Below are 16,932 nucleotides of genomic sequence, written 5' to 3'. Positions count from 1 at the left end.
GGACACCATGGACCAGCAACCACGGGGGATGGGTGCGCAGCTGACGGTGGCGCAACAGATTGGATTGATTGTGGGGGTGGCTGTTTTTGCGCTGGTGCTCATCCTGGTCCTGAGCCTGGTGCGGGTGCAGACCCTGGGCAATACGGTGGACCGCCTGGCCACCGAGCAGGTCGAGCGGCTGCAGCTGGCACTGCGCTGGCGCAGCAACATTGCCGTCAACTCCACGCGGGTGTTCTCCATCGTCCAGACGGAGGGCGATGACCTGCAGAACTACTTCAAGGACGTGGTGGCGGCCACCACCGCTGACACCAGCAAGGTGCAAAAGCGCTACACCGAGCTGGAAAACAGCCCGCAGGGGCTGCTCATCCAGGAGGAATTGGCCACCATCCGCAAGTCTTACCTGGAGACGCGCGACAAGTCGCTCGCGCTGAAGAAGGCGGGCGACATGGCCCAGGCGCGCGCCTATGCGCTGGGCAGCTTTGCCCCGGTGCTGGACAAGTACAACGCCGTGGCCGACAAGATGGTGAACTACCAGGTGCAACGCTCGGCCGAGCAGGCGGCCGAGGCGGCGGGCTTGATCCAGTCCTACCGCATGACCGTGCTGGCGGCGGGTGTGGCGGGGCTGGCGCTGCTGGTGGTGTTGTCGTGGGTGGTGGTACAGCGCATCCGCCGCTCGCTGGGGGAAGTGAGCGCCGTCGCCCAGCGCATTGGCGAGGGTGATCTGTCGCAGCCCATCCATGCCAGCGGGCGGGGCGAGGTGGCCGAGATGATGCGGGCGATGGAGGCCATGCAGACCTCGCTGGTGCGCATCGTGGGCGATGTGCGCCACAGCAGCGACAGCATTGCCACCGGCTCCAGCGAGATCGCCTCGGGCAATGCCGACCTGAGCCAGCGCACCGAGGAGCAGGCCAGCAATCTGGAGCAGACCGCAGCCTCGATGGAGGAGATCACCAGCACCGTGAAGAACAATGCCGACACTGCCCAGCGCGCCGCCGTGCTGGCGGGCACCGCATCGGCTGCGGCTGTGAAGGGTGGCGAGGTGGTGGGCCAGGTGGTGGCCACGATGCAGGACATTTCGGCCGCATCGCGCAAGATCACCGACATCATTGCGGTGATAGATGGCATCGCGTTCCAGACCAACATCCTGGCGCTCAATGCCGCTGTGGAAGCCGCCCGCGCGGGCGAGCAGGGCCGGGGTTTTGCCGTGGTGGCCAGCGAGGTGCGCAATTTGGCCCAGCGCAGTGCCGAGGCTGCCAAGGAGATCAAGGCCTTGATTGGTGCCAGTGTGGAGAAGGTGGATGCTGGTACGCACCTGGTCGGCAACGCGGGGCAGAGCATCGAAGACATCGTCGCCCAGGTCAAACGTGTGAGTGACCTGATCGGCGAAATATCGAGTGCGACGGGCGAGCAGACCATTGGCATCAGTCAGGTGGGCGAGGCCGTCACACAGCTCGACCAGGTCACGCAGCAGAACGCGGCGCTCGTGGAGCAGAGCGCCGCAGCGGCCGACAGCCTCAAGCACCAGGCTGCCAAGCTGGCCGAAATTGTGAGCGTGTTCCGGCTGGGGCGCTGAGCGGGTGCTGATCCGGTGATGGGCCTATGCTGCTTGGGTAGGCTTGAGGCACATGGTGACCAGCAGCGATGCATCCTCCACGGCTTTGAGCGAGTGCAGTGCGCGGGGCGCAAGGTGCACAAAATCGCCCGCGCGCAGTTGCTGAACGCCGTGCTCGCTGACAAATTCCACCATGCCTTCAATGCACAACACGGTGCCCTCGCCGGGGGTCTGGTGTTCTTTCATGGATTTGCCCACCGGCAGCACCACGCGTATCACTTCAAGCTGACCTGCTTTGAGGATGGCGGTGGTGACGGTTTCGGGCAAACGGTCGCCCAGGGGGCGCATGCTGACGATCTGGCCGGATTGGGCGTGGGGTAGTGCCATGGCATTCCTCCTTTCCTGCCGGTGCGCGGTGCGCGCCGGGCTGGGACGATGAAGGCTACTGTGCCTGCACTTCGCGGCCCGCGCAAGGCGGGGGAGTCACCATTGGGGTGTCTTGAACAGGTTCTTACACCGACCGGCTGCGCGCCAGCGGCGGGTTCTTGGCAAAGTAACGCGTGATGCCGCGCATCAGCGCATCGGCCAGTTGTTCCTGGTAGGCACTGCTGCGCAGGCGCTTTTCTTCTTCGGGGTTGCTGATAAAGGCGGTTTCGACCAATACGCTCGGAATATCGGGCGCCTTCAGCACGGCAAAACCTGCCTGCTCCACGCGGGGCTTGTGCAGCTTGGCCATGCCGCCGATCTCGCCCAGCAGCACGGTGCCCAGCTTCAGGCTGTCGTTGATCTGTGCGGTGGTGCTCATGTCCAGCAGCGCGCGCTGCACGTGCTGGTCTTTGGACTGCACGTTGATCCCGCCCACCAGGTCGGCCTGGTTCTCCTTGTTGGCCAGCCAGCGGGCAGCCGTGCTGGAGGCGCCACCCTGGCTCAGCGCAAACACGCTGGCGCCCCTGGCGGCGGGGGTGGTGAACGCGTCGGCGTGGATGCTGACGAACAGGTCGGCCTGCACGCGCCGCGCCTTTTGCACGCGGGTGCCCAGGGGCACAAAGTAATCGCCGTCGCGCGTCAGGTAGGCGCGCATGGGGTTGCCGCCCACGGTGGTGGCGTTGATGCGGTCGCGCAGCAGGTGCGCCACGCGCAGCACCACGTCCTTTTCGCGCGTGCCTGCAGGGCCGATGGCGCCGGGGTCTTCGCCGCCGTGGCCAGGGTCCAGCGCCACGATGATGATGCGGTCGGTCTGGGTGGATGTGGCGCGGTTGCCGGGGCGCGCGGGTTCTGGCGGTGGCGGCGCGGTGGCCACCATGGGTGGTGGCTCGGGCGGGCCAGGGCGCTGGCTGCGCTGCGCAATCAGGTCGCCCAGCGGGTCGTGCTCGGGCGCTGTGGGGGCGCGCGCTGCGGCGGCGTTGGCCGCAGCAGCGGCCGTCAGCGGCGGCTTGGGTGCGGGGGCGGGCTTGGCGGGGGCCTCGCGCAGGCGTTCGGCAATCAGCGCCTCCAGCGGGTCCACCGGTGCGGCGGGGTACAGGTCAAACACGAGCCGGTGCTGGTAGGCCGCCACGGGGGGCAGCGTGAACACCTGGGGCATGGCCGCCTGTTTCAGGTCGACCACCAGACGCACCACACCGGGCGCATTCTGGCCCACGCGGATGCCGGCGATGTTGGGGTCGTCGGGCTTGACCTTGGCCACCAGCTCGCGCAGCTCGGGGCTCAGGTCAATGCCCTCGATATCCACCGCCAGCCGGGGCGGGGTGGTCACGAAAAACTGCTTGGCCACCAGCGCACCGTCGGATTCGATGGTCACGCGCGAATACTCGGGGGCGGGCCACACGCGCACGGCCAGGATGGTGGCGCCGCGTGCAATCTGCTGCGTGCCCAGCAACAGCACCAGACTGCCCGCCTGCAGCACAGCGCGGCGCGAGGGCAGGGGGGCAGCGGGGGGATGAGCGGGCAGGGTGGGTTCGTTCACGGCGTCTCAGAGTGCTTGCAGCAAGGCACGCCCGATGGGGGTATGGGCGTGCACGGTGACTTTCCTTTCGGTGTCGTCGATTGCTTCAATGTGGATAGCAAGGTCCGCAAGCGGGGTAAGCGCTGCAGCCTTTTCCGGCCATTCTGCCACCTTGAGACCGGGGTTGGCAAAAATGTCCCTGAAACCCGCATCCTCCCACTCGCGCGGGTCGTCAAAGCGGTAGAAGTCAAAGTGCCAGATGGCGAGGCCCGGGGCCTCGTGCGGCTCCACCACGGCGTAGGTGGGGCTCTTGATGCGGCCCTGCACGCCCAGGGTGCGCAGCAGGTGGCGCACCAGCGTGGTCTTGCCCGCGCCGAGGTCGCCGTGCAGGGTTACAAAGGCATTGGCCAGCAGGGGCTGTGCGGCCAGGCGCTGCGCGAAGGCAGCGGTGTCGTCCTCGCTGTGCCAGGTGAAGTGGCGCGAAGCTTCGGCATGGTGGGCAGAAGCAGCATGGTTGCCACTTTCTACAATCTGGCCGGTATGTGGTGCAACAGTCAACTCGTTCCTCAAATGCAGGAGTGGGCCCGCGAGCTGGGATTTTCCCAAATCGGCGTGGCGGGGGTGGACTTGTCTGCGGCAGAGCCCGGGCTTGAGGCCTGGCTGGCACAGGGCTTCCATGGTGACATGCATTACATGGCATCCCACGGCATGAAGCGTGCGCGCCCGGCCGAACTGGTGCCCGGCACCGTGAGCGTGATCACGGCGCGCATGGATTACTTGCCGCGCGATACCGCCATGGACGCGCCCGAAGGCTGGCAGACGGCGGAGCTTTCGCGCCTGCAGCGCCCGCAGGAGGGCATCGTCTCGGTCTACGCCCGGGGCCGGGACTATCACAAGGTGCTGCGCGCGCGCCTGCAAAAACTCAGTGACCGCATCGCCGAGGCGATTGGACCGTTTGGCCACCGCGTGTTCACCGACTCGGCCCCCGTGCTGGAAGCGGAGCTGGCCGCGCGCAGCGGGCAGGGCTGGCGCGGCAAACACACACTGGTGCTCAACCGCGAGGCGGGGTCCATGTTCTTTCTGGGCGAAATCTATGTGGACATGGCCCTGCCCGAAAGCGCGCCCGTCACCGCGCACTGCGGCAGCTGCAGTGCGTGCATTGACGTGTGCCCCACGCAGGCCATCATTGCGCCGCACCGCGTTGATGCGCGGCGCTGCATCTCGTACCTCACCATCGAACACGCCGGGCCCATCCCCGTGGAGTTGCGGCCACTGATGGGCAACCGCATCTACGGCTGCGACGACTGCCAGCTGATTTGCCCCTGGAACAAGTTTGCCCAGGTGAGCCGCCTGCCGGACTTTGACGAGCGCAAGGGCCTGGCGGGCCAGCAGCTGGTGCACCTGTTTGCGTGGGACGAGCCCACCTTTTTGCGCATGACCGAAGGCGGCCCCATCCGCCGCATTGGCCACGAGCGCTGGCTGCGCAATGTGGCTGTGGCGCTGGGCAATGCGCTGCGGGCGACGGGCGACGAGGCGGTGCGTGCGGCATTGCAGTCCCGCGCCGACGACGCCAGCGAGCTGGTGCGCGAACATGTGGTCTGGGCGCTGAATATTGAATGAAATTGGCACCTGGCGCTTGATGGATAAGCGCAAAAAGCTATCAAAATAAGAGCATTGGTGCCAGCTTTGCTGGGGCGTGTTGCTTTTGCTCTTGCGGCTACCGCGCCAGCAAACCTGTGTCTTTGAGGGTCAACACCAGCCCCTGGGTAAATTCTTCATACCCCGCAGCATTGGCATGGATCTGGTCCGCCCGCAGCCGCTCCTGCCCCAGTACACCCGACCAGCCTTTGCTGTGCAGCGGCACTTTCAGTTCGCCGGCGATCTCTTCGTACATCGCGTGGTCGCTCAGGCGGCCTACCGCCGCCAGCATCGTCAGCTCGGGCACCGCCACCAGCAGCACCTGTGCGCCGCCGGCCTGAGCATCGGCGCAGATCTGGCGGATGTTGCTGCGGGTGCCGGTGGCGCTCTGGCGGCGCAGAAAGTCGTTGCCGCCAATGCTCACGATCACCAACGCCGGCTTGTGCTTTTGCAGCAACCCCGGCAGGCGTGCCAGCGCATCGCCCGAGGTGTCACCCGAAATGCCACCATTGACCACCTTCCAGCCTGTCAGGCGTGCCAGCACGGCCGGGTAGGCGGTGTCGGCCGAGGCACCCACGCCCGATGTCAGCGAGTCGCCCAGGGCCAGCACGGTGGCATCGGGCGGCAACGATTGCGCGCGCGGGGTTTTGCGCCCGCAGCCCACCAACGGCACAAGCGCCAGTGCCCCCAGGCTTGCCATCAACGCGCGGCGGCTTGCCAAGGCGTCGGAACCCAGGGCTCTGCGGGAATCGGTCATCGGAGAAACCCCAGCGCAAACGGCAGGCTGACCATGCCCAGCAATGTGGAGAGCGTCACCAGCCCGGCCACATACGGCCCGTTGTAGCCCATGCGCGCCGCCAGCACATAGCAGGTAGAGGCAGTGGGCAGGGCCGAGAACGCGAGCAGCATGGTGGTCTGCACGGCATTGAGCCCAAACAGCCGCGCCATCGCAAACGCCAGCAGGGGCTGCACCAGGTGCCGGATCGACAACACCGCCACGCTCAGCGCCTTGCCGCGCGAGAGCAGGCCAAATTGCAGGCCTGCGCCGGCTGCCATCAGCCCCAGCGCGAGCGACGCCGCACTGATGCGGCTGACCGTGGGGCTGGCCCATTCCGGAATCTGAAAGCCCAGCAGGTTGGCCACCAGGCCCGACACCGTGGCGACGATGAGCGGGTTGCGCACCAGCTCGCGCGCAAAGCTGTGCTGGCCATGCCGCGCCATGGGCCACACGGCCGCCACGTTGAACAGCGGCACGCACACGCCGATCAGCACGGCAATCATCAGCAAGCCCTCAGCGCCCGCCAGGCGCTCGGCAATGGCCAGGCCAATGAACGAGTTGAAGCGGAACGCCACCTGCGCGCTGGCCGCGTGGTCGCGTGCGTCGATGTGCTTGCCCAGCCAGGGCCAGTGCGGCAGGCTGTAGGCCAGCGCAATGCCTGTGATGCCCATGGTCAAGCCCGCAGCGATGAGGCCGGACGCAGCGCCGATGTCCACCGGGCTCTTGACGATGGACTGGAACAACAGCACAGGGAAGAGCAGGTAGTACACCAGGCTCTCCACGGGTTGCCATACCGAGCGGTTGAGGGCGGTGTACCGGCAGATGAGGTATCCGCAGAGGATGAGGGAGAAGTCCGGGATCAGGAGCTGGGCGTAATTCACGTGCCGAGAATACTTGATCCGTGTCAGTCTCTTCGGGTTAGCCCTTATGTGGAATCCGCAGGGCTCCAAGGCAGCCATTGCGCATACCATCAGCGCTGTTTGTTACCCCCGCTCGAAGGAGAACTCCATGCATCGTCGTCAATGGCTCGCGCTGACCGTACTGGCTGCCGCCGCAGGCACCGCAGCCGCCCAGGGCTACCCCAACAAGGTGATCAAGCTGCAGGTGCCGTTTGCACCCGGTGGCACCACCGACATCATTGCGCGCGTGATCGCCGACCCGCTGGGCAAGGCCCTGGGCCAGAGCGTGATCGTGGAGAACAAGGCCGGTGGCGGCGGCATTGTGGGTGCGGCAGAAACGGCACGCTCGGCACCAGACGGCTACACGCTGGGCGTGGCCACCGTGTCCACCACGGCCGCCAACCCCGCCATCAACCCCAAGACCCCGTATAACCCGCTGACGGACTTCACGCCCATCATCAACATTGCGGCCACGCCCAATCTGATTGCCGTGAACCCCAGCTTCCCCGCCAAGGACTACAAGTCGTTTGTGGCCGAAGTGCAGAAGAACCCCGGCAAGTACTCGTATGCATCGTCGGGCACGGGCGGCATTGGCCACCTGCAGATGGAGCTGTACAAGAGCCTGTCCAACACCTTCGTCACGCACATCCCCTACCGCGGTGCGGGCCCGGCGCTGAACGACACCGTGGCCGGCCAGGTGCCGATCATCTTTGACAACATTCCATCCGCGCTGCCCTTCATCAAGGACAACCGCCTCGTGGCCATCGCTGTGGCCGCGCCACAGCGCGTTGCCGCACTGCCCAATGTGCCCACGTTCAAGGAACTGGGCCTGGAGCCCGTGAACCGCATGGCCTACTACGGCATCCTGGGCCCCAAGGGACTGCCCAAGGACATCGTTGACAAAATCAACGCCGCCGTGCGCACCGCACTGCAAGACGCGGCCGTGAAGAAGCGCATCGAAGACACCGGCTCCATCGTGGTGGGCAACACGCCCGAGCAGTTTGCCGAGCAGATCAAGGCCGAGTTCGCGGTCTACAAGCAGGTGGTCGCCAAGCAGAAGCTGACGCTGGAATAAGCAAGCGCCGTATTCCATACTTCTCAGTCAAAGCCGCCCGTTGCCACGGGCGGCTTTTTTACGTGCTATCGTTTTTTGCATGCTTGCCACCAGCCTGACCGCCATCGACACCTTTGTGGACGCCCTCTGGCTGGAGGACGGGCTTTCGCGCAACACGCTGGCCGCCTACCGGCGTGACCTGACGCTGTACGCGCAGTGGCTGGCCGACCAGCAGCCTCCGCAGGCGTTGGACGGCACGGCCGAGCACCATCTGCAGGGTTACTTCGCCGCCCGGCATGCGCAGACCCGCGCTACGTCTGCCAACCGGCGCCTCACGGTGCTGCGCCGCTACTTTCACTGGGCGCTGCGGGAGCGGCGCATCACGGTCGACCCCACGGTGCGGTTGCAGGCTGCGCGCCAGCCTCTGCGCGTGCCCAAGACCTTGTCACAGGCGCAGGTGGAAGCCCTGCTGAATGCGCCAGACGTCGGCAACCCGCTCGGGCTGCGTGACCGCACCATGCTGGAGCTGATGTACGCCAGCGGCCTGCGCGTGACGGAGCTGGTCACGCTCAAGACCTTTCAGCTGGGCCTGAACGAAGGTGTGCTGCGGGTCATGGGCAAGGGCAGCAAGGAGCGGCTCGTGCCGTTTGGCGAAGTGGCCCGCCAGTGGCTGGACCGCTACCTGCAGGAGGGCCGTAGCGCCATCCTGGGCGGGCAGCAGACAGACGACCTGTTCGTCACCCAGCGGGGCAGCGGCATGACGCGGGTCATGTTCTGGGTCATCGTGAAGAAATGGGCGCAGGTGGCGGGCATCACCGTGCCACTGTCGCCTCACACGCTGCGGCACGCGTTCGCCACGCATCTGCTCAACCACGGTGCAGATTTGCGGGTGGTGCAGCTGCTGCTGGGCCACGCCGATATTTCCACCACCACCATCTACACCCACGTGGCGCGCGAGCGGCTCAAATCGCTTCATGCGCAACACCATCCGCGCGGGTAGCGCAGGCGCCCCGCCCTGGTTGTGGTGCCCCTGCGGATACACGCCCTTTCACCCAAGGAAACATTCATGAAAAAACTATTTGTCGGCGCGTTGCTGCTGAGCACGGTCACCCTGGCCATGGCGCAGGCCTGGCCCACGGCCAAACCGATTCGCATCGTGGTGGCCTACCCCGCTGGCGGCGTGAGCGACACGGTGGCCCGAGCGCTGGCCGACAAGCTGGCTGTGCAGCTCGGCACCCCTGTGGTCATCGAGAACAAGGCCGGTGCGAGTGGCAGCCTGGGCTTGGATGCGGTGGCCAAGGCGGCTCCCGACGGCTACACCCTGGGCTTTGCGGCGGTGAGCCCGCTGGCGCTCAATCCGCACCTGGGCAAGTCGCCGTTCGATCCTCAAAAGGACATTGCGCCGGTCGTGAGCGTGATGTATTCACCCGTGCTGCTGCTGGGCACATCCGCCAGCAAGGCGGCGGATTTCAAGGACCTCATCGCCGCCGCACAGGCCAAGCCGGGGGCTGTGCGCTGGGCGACCTCGGGGCAGGCGTCGCTGGGCCACATCATGCTGGAGCAGATCATGGGCAAAAGCCAGGTGCAGATCACCCATGTCCCCTACAAGGGCGGCGGCCAGCAGATGAACGACGCGCTGGGCGGCCAGTACGAGGTGTTGTCCACCAACGCGGGCCCTGCCGTGCTGCAGCACATCAAGGCGGGCAAGCTCAAGCCGCTGGCGGTGGGCGCACCAGCGCGGCTCGACTCGCTGCCCCAGGTGCCCACGCTGGCAGAGCTGGGCCAGCCTGCAGCCAACCTGTCTTCCCTGTTTGGCATCTATGCGCCAGCGCAGACGCCTGTGGCCGTGCTGGAGCGCATCAATACCGAGGTGAACAAGGCGCTGGCCCTGCCCGACATCCGCAACAAGCTCGAGTCCACGGACAACGTACCGACCGGCGGCACGGCTGCCGAGTTCGCGCGCCAGATTGCGCAGGAGTCGGAGAACAACGCGCGCATCATCCGCGCGGCGGGTATCCAGGGAAATCAATGACCGCCAGAAAAACCACGGGCCCTGGATGACCAGGGCCCGTGCAGGCAAAGGTGTTTCTGGGACGAATCAGTCTTCGTTGAGGCTCTCGGCCCAGGTCAGTGCCTGCAGGTGGGCCCAGTTGACCTGGCGATTGGACAGGTGCAGCGCATCGGCGTTCTTGGCAAAGGCCACTTCGTCGCCGCTTTCGCAGGCCTTGGTCAGTTCCAGGAAGGGCGCGAACACACCGGTGCCGCGCAGCAGGGCGTCCATCACGGGCTCGGGCAGTGCCACGGATTCGAGCGCCTTTTCAATCGGAACTCCCAGCATGGTGTCCAGCAGCGAGAACACACCCACCACAAAGGCGTTGTCACATTCTTCGGGTGGCAGCAGCTCGGCGGCCAGCAGCTCCATCAGGCGGCCGCGCACCACGGCGGTCTGGCCCACGGCGGGGGGCGCGCCGCCGGCGCGGGACGTGGTCATGAGCAAGGCCGCCCAGCGGAACAGCTTCTTGAGGCCCAGGATCATCACCGCATGGCGGAACGAGGTGATCTCGCACGACAGGCCAAAACCGGAGGAGTTGATGAAGCGCAGCAGGTTGAAAGACAGCGTGGGGTCTTTCTTGAGCAGATCTTCGATCTCGGCCGTGCTGGCCTGTTTGCGCACCAGGTTGATGAGCTGGATGATCGTGGCCTGCGAGGGGCGGATGGTGGTGGCCTTCACCAGCGAAGGCTGGGCAAACCAGTAGCCCTGGAAGAGCTTGACGCCCAGGCCGCGCATCAGCTCGTACTGTTCGGCGGTTTCCACCTTTTCGGCCACCAGCGTGGCCTTGCTGTGGGTGGTGGAGAACTTGACCAGCGGCCCAGCCAGTTCAGGCTTGAAGGCCTGCATGTCGAGCTTGATGAAGGAGGCCATGGGCAACCAGCTGGTGTAGGCGCGCTTGAGGGCCTGCTGGTCGAATGCCAGGCGAAAACCGCGCGTGCGCAGGGCTTCCAGCGTGGGAATGCGGCCTTCGATCTCCTCGGGCGTGGCGCCGTCGGGTAGAGGGGGGACTTCCAGCACCACCTTTTCGGGGTGGATCAGTTCCAGGTGGCCGCCCGAGAGGCTGTCGTGCGTGCAGTTGATAAACACCGTCTTCTTGCCGACCAGGGCCTCGGTGCCGGCGTACGACAGGGCGTTGAACAGCAGGGCAGCGTCGCTGGCCGCTGTGTGGGCGTCGGAGGCGGTGGACCGGTCAAACAGCTCATAGCCATAGACAGCGCGGGATTCGTCCACGATGGCCTGGCGCGCAATGATGGCGATGTTCTCGTCTACAGGGTCAACCGCAGGCGATGCAGCTTCGGGGGCGTCTTGTTCAGGTGTGGTCGACATGGGGTCTGCTGGAGTGATGTGCTGGGGTCTGCAATGATTCTAGACCTGCACGTGGCGTGCGCCTATCAATCAATGTGAGCTTCAGTCGGTGAGTTGGTCCGCCCAGGCCAGGGCTTGCAGGTGCGCAAAGTTGATCTGCTGGCTGGTCAGGTGCAGCAGGCCCGCCGTGCGGTCGAACACCACATCGTCGCTGGATTCGCAGGCTTCGGCCAGGGTCAGCAGGTCTCCCAGGAAGCCTTCGCGCCGCAGCAGCGCCGCCGCCACGGGCTCAGGCACGTTGAGCAGGCCGAGCGCGGATTCCATGGGCATGGACAGCATCACGTCCAGCAGCGAGAAGATGCCCACGACGAAGGCCTGGTCGGCTTCTTCGGGCGGAAGGGTTTCGAGCGCCAGCAGTTCCATGAGGCGGCCCCGCACCACGGCGGTCTGGCCCACAGACGATGGGGTGCCGCCCGTGCGCGAGGCAGTGAGCAGCAGCGCTGCCCAGCGGAACAGTTTTTTCAGGCCCATGAGCATCACGGCCTGGCGGAAAGACGTGATCTCGCGCGACAGGCCAAAACCTGCCGAGTTGATCAGGCGCATCAGGTTGAAGGCCAGGCCAGCATCTTTCTTGAGCGTTTCTTCGATGTCATCGGTGCTGGCCTGTTTTCGCACCTGGTTGATGAGTTCAATGATGCTGGCCTGTGACGGGGTCAGCAGCTTGGCCTCGACCAGCGCGGGCCGTGCGAACCAGTAGCCCTGGAACATCTGCACGCCCTGGCTGGAGACCATGTCGTACTGCTGAGCAGTTTCCACCTTTTCCGCGATCAGTTCGGCCTGGCTGTGGCGCCCGGCGTAGCTGATCAGCACGGCCAGCTGGTCGGGCGCCAGCACCGAAAGATCCAGCTTGATGTAGTCCGCCAGCGGCAGCCACGGGGCATACGCGGACTGCAACACCGTGTGGTTGAACGCCAGGTGAAAGCCCCGGTCGCGCAGCTCGGTCAAGATAGGCAGGCGCGTGGCGACTTCTTCGGCCGCAGTGTGGCCCAGTGGAGGAATTTCGAGCACCACCTTGTCGGGCTCCACGAGTTCGAGGTGGCCACCGGAAAGGCTTTCATGCGTGCAGTTCACGAAGATGAGCTTTTTGCCCACCAGCTCTTCAGTGCCAGCGTGCGAAAGGGCGGTGAAGACCAGGATCACGTCGGTGGCGGCCGTGTGTGCGGCGCCGCTGCGCGAGCGGTTGAACAGCTCATAGCCGACCACCACCTGCTGCGCATTCACGATGGCCTGCCGCGCGATCATGGCGACCGAGGACTGGTTGCCGGAGGGCGGTGCGGTGGGAGTGCCGGGGGCAGTGGGTGAAGTCATGGAGGGAGTATCGAAGAAAGAGGGGCCAGTGTCAGCGGGCGGGGCTGGCGCGGCAAATTGTAGGAGCCGCTGCGGGCGCGCGCTGTAACCAGGAATTGAGACAGGGCTTGCATACATCGGGATGCGCCAGCCTTCTCGCCCTGGGACTGGCCGCTTGACGGAGCCTTTTCTTGCGCAAGCCATGTCAGATCTGCTGGAGCCAGCGCAGCTCGTTGTCAGTGAACCCGGCCTTGCGGCGGGCGGCTTCGTTGAACGGGGGTTTCAAGCGGGGGGCTTCGTACTGCTTGACCAGGGTGCCATAGTGGGCTTCAGGGTCTACCCCCTGGCGCTCGCACAGCCAGCGGTACCAGTGGTTGCCGATGGCCACATGGCCCACCTCGTCGCGCAGGATGATGTCGAGAATGCCCACGGCGGCCAGCGCATCGGGCGTGCCCACTTGGCGCAGCTTGGCCTGAATCTGCGGCGTGGCGTCCAGCCCGCGCGCCTCCAGGGTGCGCGGCACCAGCGCCATGCGGGCCAGGATGTCGTGCTGGGTCTTCTCGCACATCGTCCACAGGCCCTGGTGGGCCGGGAAGTCGCCATAGTCATGGCCCTGGCGGCGCAGGTGATCGCGCAACAGGCGAAAGTGCCGGGCCTCTTCCCCAGCGACCAGCATCCAGTCGGTGTAGTAGCTGCGGGGCATGCCGTCAAAGCGCCATACCGCGTCGAGTGCCAGATTGATGGCGTTGAACTCGATGTGCGCAATGGCGTGGATCAGAATGGCGCGCCCCTGTGGAGTGGCCGGCGAACGGCGGGCGACGTCGGTATGGCGAAGCAGCTCCGGCCGCTCGGGACGGCCAGGCAGTGCACTGGCGTCGGATGGGGGAGTGGGGGATTGTTCTGCTATCGAAAGAGTAGCTGATTGCGCTTGCAGGTCAAGCGCTGCGGCCGCTTTTTGTTCAGGGTCTGCAAGGCACAAGACCTGCAGTGCACGGTGGCGAAGCTCCATCCTTACAATTCTAGGCCCTGCCATGCGGAACACGGCGCACGCTTTGTAACGTCTGGCGACTTCCCTAGGCCTGTGCAAACGCTGGCCTTTCCTCTTTTTTGGAGTGGTGCATGGCGATTTACGAACTCGATGGCATGGTGCCCCAGTTGGCGGCATCGGCCTGGGTGGCGGACAGTGCCCAAGTGATGGGCAATGTGGTGCTGGGCGAAGACGCCAGCGTCTGGTTCGGCACGGTGATCCGCGGCGATACCGAGACGATCACCATCGGCGCTGGCTCCAACATCCAGGATGCCAGTGTCTTGCATGCAGACATCGGCAAGCCACTGGTGGTGGGTGAGCGTGTGACGGTGGGCCACCAGGTCATGCTGCACGGCTGCACCATCGGCGACGAATCACTCATCGGCATTGGCGCCGTGGTGCTCAACGGCGCCAAGATCGGCAAGCATTGCCTGGTGGGCGCGGGCGCGCTGGTGACCGAGGGCAAGGAGTTCCCGGATGGCTCCATGATCATCGGCAGCCCTGCCAAGGCAGTGCGCGAACTGACTCCCGAGCAGATTGAAGGCCTGCGCCAGAGCGCCCAGCACTACATCGACAACGCGCGCCGCTATCACAACGGCCTGCACAAGCTCGCCTGAGCGGCGGCCACTTTTTTTCGTTGCTGCCGTCCACTTTTCTCCTGGAACCCCTGCGTGTCTGAACTCCACAAGTTTCTTTTCGACGGCCTGCCCGTGCGCGGCATGATCGTGCGCCTGACCGATGCCTGGACCGAAATCCTGCGCCGCCGCGCCAGCAACACCAGCACGGGTGCCTACCCTGCGCCCGTGAGCGAGCTGCTGGGCGAGATGGCCGCCGCCGGTGTGCTCATGCAGTCCAACATCAAGTTCAACGGCGCACTGGTGTTGCAGGTGTTTGGCGATGGCCCCGTAAAGCTCGCCGTGGCCGAAGTGCAGTCGGACCTGAGCCTGCGAGCCACGGCGACCGTGAACAGCGAGGTGCCAGAGGGCGCAGCCCTGAGCCAGATGGTGAATGTGGGCGGTGGCGGCCGCTGTGCGATCACGCTCGACCCCAAGGACCGCCACCCGGGCCAGCAGCCCTACCAGGGCGTGGTGCCGCTGTATGGCGACCGCCACGAGAAGCTGGAGCGCCTGTCCGACGTGTTGCAGCACTACATGCTGCAGTCCGAGCAGCTGGACACCATCCTGGTGCTGGGCGCCAATGACCAGGTGGCTGCGGGCCTGTTGATCCAGCGCATGCCGATCAAGGGCGAGGGCAATTTGGCCGCAGGCCTCACGCACCGCGAGAACGAAGACCAGATCGGCCACAACGAAGACTACAACCGGATCGCCCACCTGGCTGCCAGCCTCACGCGCGAAGAGCTGCTGAACCTGGACGTGGACACCATCCTGCGCCGCCTGTTCTGGGAGGAAAAGCTGCTGCGCTTCGAGCCCCAGCAGGGCGCCAGCGGCCCGCGGTTTGCCTGCACCTGCAGCCGTGAACGTGTGAGCAACATGCTGCGCAACCTGGGCGTCGAAGAAGCCGAGAGCATCCTCTCCGAACGCGAAGACATCGAGGTGGGCTGCGAGTTCTGCGGGCAGCAGTACCGCTTTGACGCGGTCGATGCCGCGCAGATTTTTGTGCCACCCACCGTCAGCCAGCCGCCCGGACCCACCGGCATCCAGTAGGGCATCTGGTAGGTCTTCCGGCGCCCGTCGCAGCCACGGCTGCCTGCGCTACACGGGCCAGCCGACGTGCCGGGCGGATGACCATCGTTGACAATCGCACGCGCTTTATCACGCGGTGCGCCCCTAAGATGTCGCCTTCCACACGGCAGGTTCTCTGCAAGGCCACCCCAGGGGCAGGCCCGCAGTCGCACCGCTTTCTTGGTGTGGTGCTGCAAGTGCAAGAGGAGCTATGGGGTTACTACGCCGTGTGTTTGGGGGTGCCCGGGGGCAAGAGGCTGTGCCTTCCCTGGAGCTGTGCGACAGCAGCCGGGCTTCCGGCACGCAGGATTCGCTGCGCGCGGACACCGTGCTGGCGGCCCTCGACATCGACGCCGCCATCAATGCCCACGAGCGCTGGAAAACCCATCTCATGGACTACTTGGAAGGCCGCACCACCGAGGGTCTGGACCCTGCGGAGGTGCGCAGCAGTGACCGGGGTGCCCTCGGGCGCTGGCTGCATGGGGTGGGCGGGGAGTTGCTGGGCGACCAGCCTGCGTATGCGGTGCTGATGGCACGACACCAGTATTTCCACGAACAGGCCGCGATGCTGGTGGAGCTGGCCCAGCAGGGCGAGTGGGACAAGGCTGTGCAGGTGCTCCATGGCGGCTACCGCTATGGCTCGAGCCAGGTGGTGCTGCTGCTCAAGGAGCTCAAGCGCGGTCTGGTGCAGCAGGCCTGATCTCATCCCTCTACCTCCATCCCCTCCACGTTTTTTGGGGATATGCCTCGGGTCGCGGGTTTTAGGTGGAGCCTGTGTCCCGCCCCATCAGTGCAGTGAAGAGTCGGTGTTCGCATTCGGGATCACTGCATTTTTCGCAGTTCCAGGCGCGCAGGCGGGGCGCTGTCCGGGTACTGGAGCCAGAATCTGAATCGAAATTGCCTCTGGCGCTTGATGGGTATGTGCTAGAAGCTATGTTTTTTATAGCATTCAGCGCATTGGCAATGCGCTGCTCACCGTGGCCATACACAACGCGATAGCCCATACCCACCTGGGTCAGATCCGCACGCAAACGTGCATCGGCGGCTTCCTGTGCGGCCCGCTCGCTGGTGGGGCAGGGCAGATCCAGCCCCATGAGCAGAATCAGGCTGGCATCCACGACCCCCTCAGAGGGCAGGCCAGGGTTGCAGAGAATTTGCGCGGAGCCGGGGGCAAGTTGCGCGTGGAGCGCATCGCGCAGCGCCTGGGCCCCGGTGCCGGGCGCGCCGAGGAGAACAAGGGTGGGCGGGAAGGGCACGGTGGCAGGGGGGGCAGAAGGTGGGGTGTCGTCCCCAATCCACCATCAAGACATCCGAAGGGCAGTTTTTGGGGGCCGGGGCACTGACCCCAGGAGGGGCGAACACAAGGACTCAGCGTGGCGTGAACTGCACGTAGACCTCGTTGGGCTTGACCATGCCCAGTTCGCTGCGCGCCTTTTCTTCCACCATGTCGAGCCCTTCCTTGAGGTCATGCACCTCGGACGACAAGCGCTCGTTGGCCAGCTTGGCCTGGTCATTGGCAGCCTTTTGCACATCGATTTGCCGCTGCATCTCGTTGACGCGCGGCACGCTGCCCCGCCCGAGCCAGAGCTGGGCGTGCAGCGCTGCCAGCAGAGCCAGCAGGATCACAGGCACAAGGCGGGAGCCCATGGCTCGCT

General features: G+C 65.4%; 18 protein-coding genes. 8 read left to right on the top strand and 10 right to left on the bottom strand.

Features of this window, described 5'->3' with window-relative positions:
• Window positions 1–7 precede the first annotated feature (7 nt).
• Window positions 8–1,573 carry a methyl-accepting chemotaxis protein gene (locus tag ACT89O_RS17325; protein ID WP_487260697.1) on the top strand — a complete coding sequence of 522 codons (1,566 nt, stop codon included), beginning with the start codon at window positions 8–10 and terminating at the stop codon, window positions 1,571–1,573.
• A 24-nt stretch (window positions 1,574–1,597) separates the two neighbouring features.
• Here the strand turns inward: ACT89O_RS17325 and ACT89O_RS17320 are convergent, their stop codons facing one another.
• From ACT89O_RS17320 to tsaE, 3 genes are all read right to left on the bottom strand, one after another.
• The gene (locus tag ACT89O_RS17320) at window positions 1,598–1,939 is read right to left on the bottom strand and encodes a cupin domain-containing protein (protein WP_055393289.1); all 342 of its coding nucleotides are present in this window, start codon (window positions 1,937–1,939) and stop codon (window positions 1,598–1,600) included.
• Window positions 1,940–2,063: 124 nt separating this feature from the next.
• Window positions 2,064–3,515, bottom strand: coding sequence for an N-acetylmuramoyl-L-alanine amidase (locus ACT89O_RS17315; protein ID WP_487260696.1), 1,452 nt, complete (start codon window positions 3,513–3,515; stop codon window positions 2,064–2,066).
• Between the two features lie 6 nt (window positions 3,516–3,521).
• A complete protein-coding gene (tsaE, locus tag ACT89O_RS17310) occupies window positions 3,522–4,052 on the bottom strand; it encodes a tRNA (adenosine(37)-N6)-threonylcarbamoyltransferase complex ATPase subunit type 1 TsaE (protein WP_228899396.1) in 531 nt (176 codons plus the stop codon).
• Window positions 4,053–4,064: 12 nt separating this feature from the next.
• Between tsaE and queG the strand changes: the two genes are divergently transcribed.
• A complete protein-coding gene (gene queG / locus ACT89O_RS17305) occupies window positions 4,065–5,114 on the top strand; it encodes a tRNA epoxyqueuosine(34) reductase QueG (RefSeq protein WP_487260695.1) in 1,050 nt (349 codons plus the stop codon).
• 97 nt (window positions 5,115–5,211) lie between these two features.
• Here queG and ACT89O_RS17300 read toward each other — a convergent pair whose 3' ends face one another.
• Together ACT89O_RS17300 and ACT89O_RS17295 are read right to left on the bottom strand one after the other, a co-directional pair.
• The gene (locus ACT89O_RS17300) at window positions 5,212–5,889 is read right to left on the bottom strand and encodes a GDSL-type esterase/lipase family protein (RefSeq protein ID WP_487260694.1); all 678 of its coding nucleotides are present in this window, start codon (window positions 5,887–5,889) and stop codon (window positions 5,212–5,214) included.
• Window positions 5,886–6,791, bottom strand: a complete 906-nt coding sequence (locus ACT89O_RS17295; RefSeq protein WP_121505824.1) for an AEC family transporter — start codon at window positions 6,789–6,791, stop codon at window positions 5,886–5,888. The genes ACT89O_RS17300 and ACT89O_RS17295 overlap by 4 nt, the downstream gene beginning before the upstream one ends.
• Window positions 6,792–6,918: 127 nt before the next feature.
• Between ACT89O_RS17295 and ACT89O_RS17290 the strand changes: the two genes are divergently transcribed.
• From ACT89O_RS17290 to ACT89O_RS17280, 3 genes are all read left to right on the top strand, one after another.
• The gene (locus ACT89O_RS17290; RefSeq protein WP_436129735.1) at window positions 6,919–7,884 is read left to right on the top strand and encodes a tripartite tricarboxylate transporter substrate binding protein BugE; all 966 of its coding nucleotides are present in this window, start codon (window positions 6,919–6,921) and stop codon (window positions 7,882–7,884) included.
• Window positions 7,885–7,963: 79 nt separating this feature from the next.
• On the top strand, window positions 7,964–8,863 hold the full coding sequence (xerD, locus tag ACT89O_RS17285) for a site-specific tyrosine recombinase XerD (protein WP_121505825.1): 900 nt from the start codon (window positions 7,964–7,966) through the stop codon (window positions 8,861–8,863).
• Window positions 8,864–8,929: 66 nt separating this feature from the next.
• Window positions 8,930–9,895, top strand: a complete 966-nt coding sequence (locus ACT89O_RS17280; RefSeq protein WP_487260693.1) for a Bug family tripartite tricarboxylate transporter substrate binding protein — start codon at window positions 8,930–8,932, stop codon at window positions 9,893–9,895.
• A gap of 66 nt (window positions 9,896–9,961) precedes the next feature.
• Here ACT89O_RS17280 and ACT89O_RS17275 read toward each other — a convergent pair whose 3' ends face one another.
• The 3 genes from ACT89O_RS17275 to ACT89O_RS17265 form a co-directional block, all read right to left on the bottom strand.
• Window positions 9,962–11,242, bottom strand: a complete 1,281-nt coding sequence (locus ACT89O_RS17275; protein WP_218300615.1) for an EAL and HDOD domain-containing protein — start codon at window positions 11,240–11,242, stop codon at window positions 9,962–9,964.
• A gap of 81 nt (window positions 11,243–11,323) precedes the next feature.
• Window positions 11,324–12,589 (bottom strand): EAL and HDOD domain-containing protein, encoded by a 1,266-nt coding sequence (locus ACT89O_RS17270; RefSeq protein WP_055398607.1) that lies wholly within the window; start codon window positions 12,587–12,589, stop codon window positions 11,324–11,326.
• Between the two features lie 184 nt (window positions 12,590–12,773).
• Complete coding sequence (locus tag ACT89O_RS17265) at window positions 12,774–13,577, bottom strand: ferritin-like domain-containing protein (protein ID WP_487260692.1); 804 nt, start codon at window positions 13,575–13,577, stop codon at window positions 12,774–12,776.
• Between the two features lie 110 nt (window positions 13,578–13,687).
• On the opposite strand from ACT89O_RS17265, the gene ACT89O_RS17260 reads away from it, so the two are divergent.
• From ACT89O_RS17260 to ACT89O_RS17250, 3 genes are all read left to right on the top strand, one after another.
• Window positions 13,688–14,212, top strand: a complete 525-nt coding sequence (locus tag ACT89O_RS17260; RefSeq protein ID WP_121420685.1) for a gamma carbonic anhydrase family protein — start codon at window positions 13,688–13,690, stop codon at window positions 14,210–14,212.
• A 54-nt stretch (window positions 14,213–14,266) separates the two neighbouring features.
• A complete protein-coding gene (gene hslO, locus ACT89O_RS17255) occupies window positions 14,267–15,259 on the top strand; it encodes an Hsp33 family molecular chaperone HslO (protein WP_176886552.1) in 993 nt (330 codons plus the stop codon).
• A gap of 229 nt (window positions 15,260–15,488) precedes the next feature.
• The gene (locus ACT89O_RS17250) at window positions 15,489–15,977 is read left to right on the top strand and encodes a CZB domain-containing protein (RefSeq protein ID WP_487260691.1); all 489 of its coding nucleotides are present in this window, start codon (window positions 15,489–15,491) and stop codon (window positions 15,975–15,977) included.
• 61 nt (window positions 15,978–16,038) lie between these two features.
• On the opposite strand, the gene ACT89O_RS17245 is transcribed toward ACT89O_RS17250, so the two are convergent.
• Both ACT89O_RS17245 and ACT89O_RS17240 read right to left on the bottom strand, forming a co-directional pair.
• Window positions 16,039–16,533: a hypothetical protein gene (locus ACT89O_RS17245; protein WP_487260690.1), complete on the bottom strand. Its 495-nt coding sequence runs from the start codon at window positions 16,531–16,533 to the stop codon at window positions 16,039–16,041.
• 112 nt (window positions 16,534–16,645) lie between these two features.
• Window positions 16,646–16,924, bottom strand: a complete 279-nt coding sequence (locus ACT89O_RS17240) for a septum formation initiator family protein (protein WP_121420682.1) — start codon at window positions 16,922–16,924, stop codon at window positions 16,646–16,648.
• Window positions 16,925–16,932: the final 8 nt, after the last annotated feature.

Source organism: Acidovorax sp. NN32 (genome assembly GCF_057597245.1).
The sequence above is the reverse complement of the archived record's forward strand: the minus strand, read 5'-3'. Positions and strand labels throughout refer to the sequence as shown.

Bases quoted from the DNA above. Each gene is read 5' to 3' on its own strand.
- ACT89O_RS17325 (WP_487260697.1), top strand. From the start codon at position 8: ATGGACCAGCAACCACGGGGGATGGGTGCGCAGCTGACGGTGGCGCAA.
- ACT89O_RS17320 (WP_055393289.1), bottom strand. From the start codon at position 1,939: ATGGCACTACCCCACGCCCAATCCGGCCAGATCGTCAGCATGCGCCCC.
- queG (WP_487260695.1), top strand. From the start codon at position 4,065: ATGCAGGAGTGGGCCCGCGAGCTGGGATTTTCCCAAATCGGCGTGGCG.
- ACT89O_RS17300 (WP_487260694.1), bottom strand. From the start codon at position 5,889: ATGACCGATTCCCGCAGAGCCCTGGGTTCCGACGCCTTGGCAAGCCGC.
- ACT89O_RS17290 (WP_436129735.1), top strand. From the start codon at position 6,919: ATGCATCGTCGTCAATGGCTCGCGCTGACCGTACTGGCTGCCGCCGCA.
- xerD (WP_121505825.1), top strand. From the start codon at position 7,964: ATGCTTGCCACCAGCCTGACCGCCATCGACACCTTTGTGGACGCCCTC.
- ACT89O_RS17280 (WP_487260693.1), top strand. From the start codon at position 8,930: ATGAAAAAACTATTTGTCGGCGCGTTGCTGCTGAGCACGGTCACCCTG.
- ACT89O_RS17275 (WP_218300615.1), bottom strand. From the start codon at position 11,242: ATGTCGACCACACCTGAACAAGACGCCCCCGAAGCTGCATCGCCTGCG.
- ACT89O_RS17270 (WP_055398607.1), bottom strand. From the start codon at position 12,589: ATGACTTCACCCACTGCCCCCGGCACTCCCACCGCACCGCCCTCCGGC.
- ACT89O_RS17265 (WP_487260692.1), bottom strand. From the start codon at position 13,577: ATGGAGCTTCGCCACCGTGCACTGCAGGTCTTGTGCCTTGCAGACCCT.
- ACT89O_RS17260 (WP_121420685.1), top strand. From the start codon at position 13,688: ATGGCGATTTACGAACTCGATGGCATGGTGCCCCAGTTGGCGGCATCG.
- ACT89O_RS17250 (WP_487260691.1), top strand. From the start codon at position 15,489: ATGGGGTTACTACGCCGTGTGTTTGGGGGTGCCCGGGGGCAAGAGGCT.
- ACT89O_RS17240 (WP_121420682.1), bottom strand. From the start codon at position 16,924: ATGGGCTCCCGCCTTGTGCCTGTGATCCTGCTGGCTCTGCTGGCAGCG.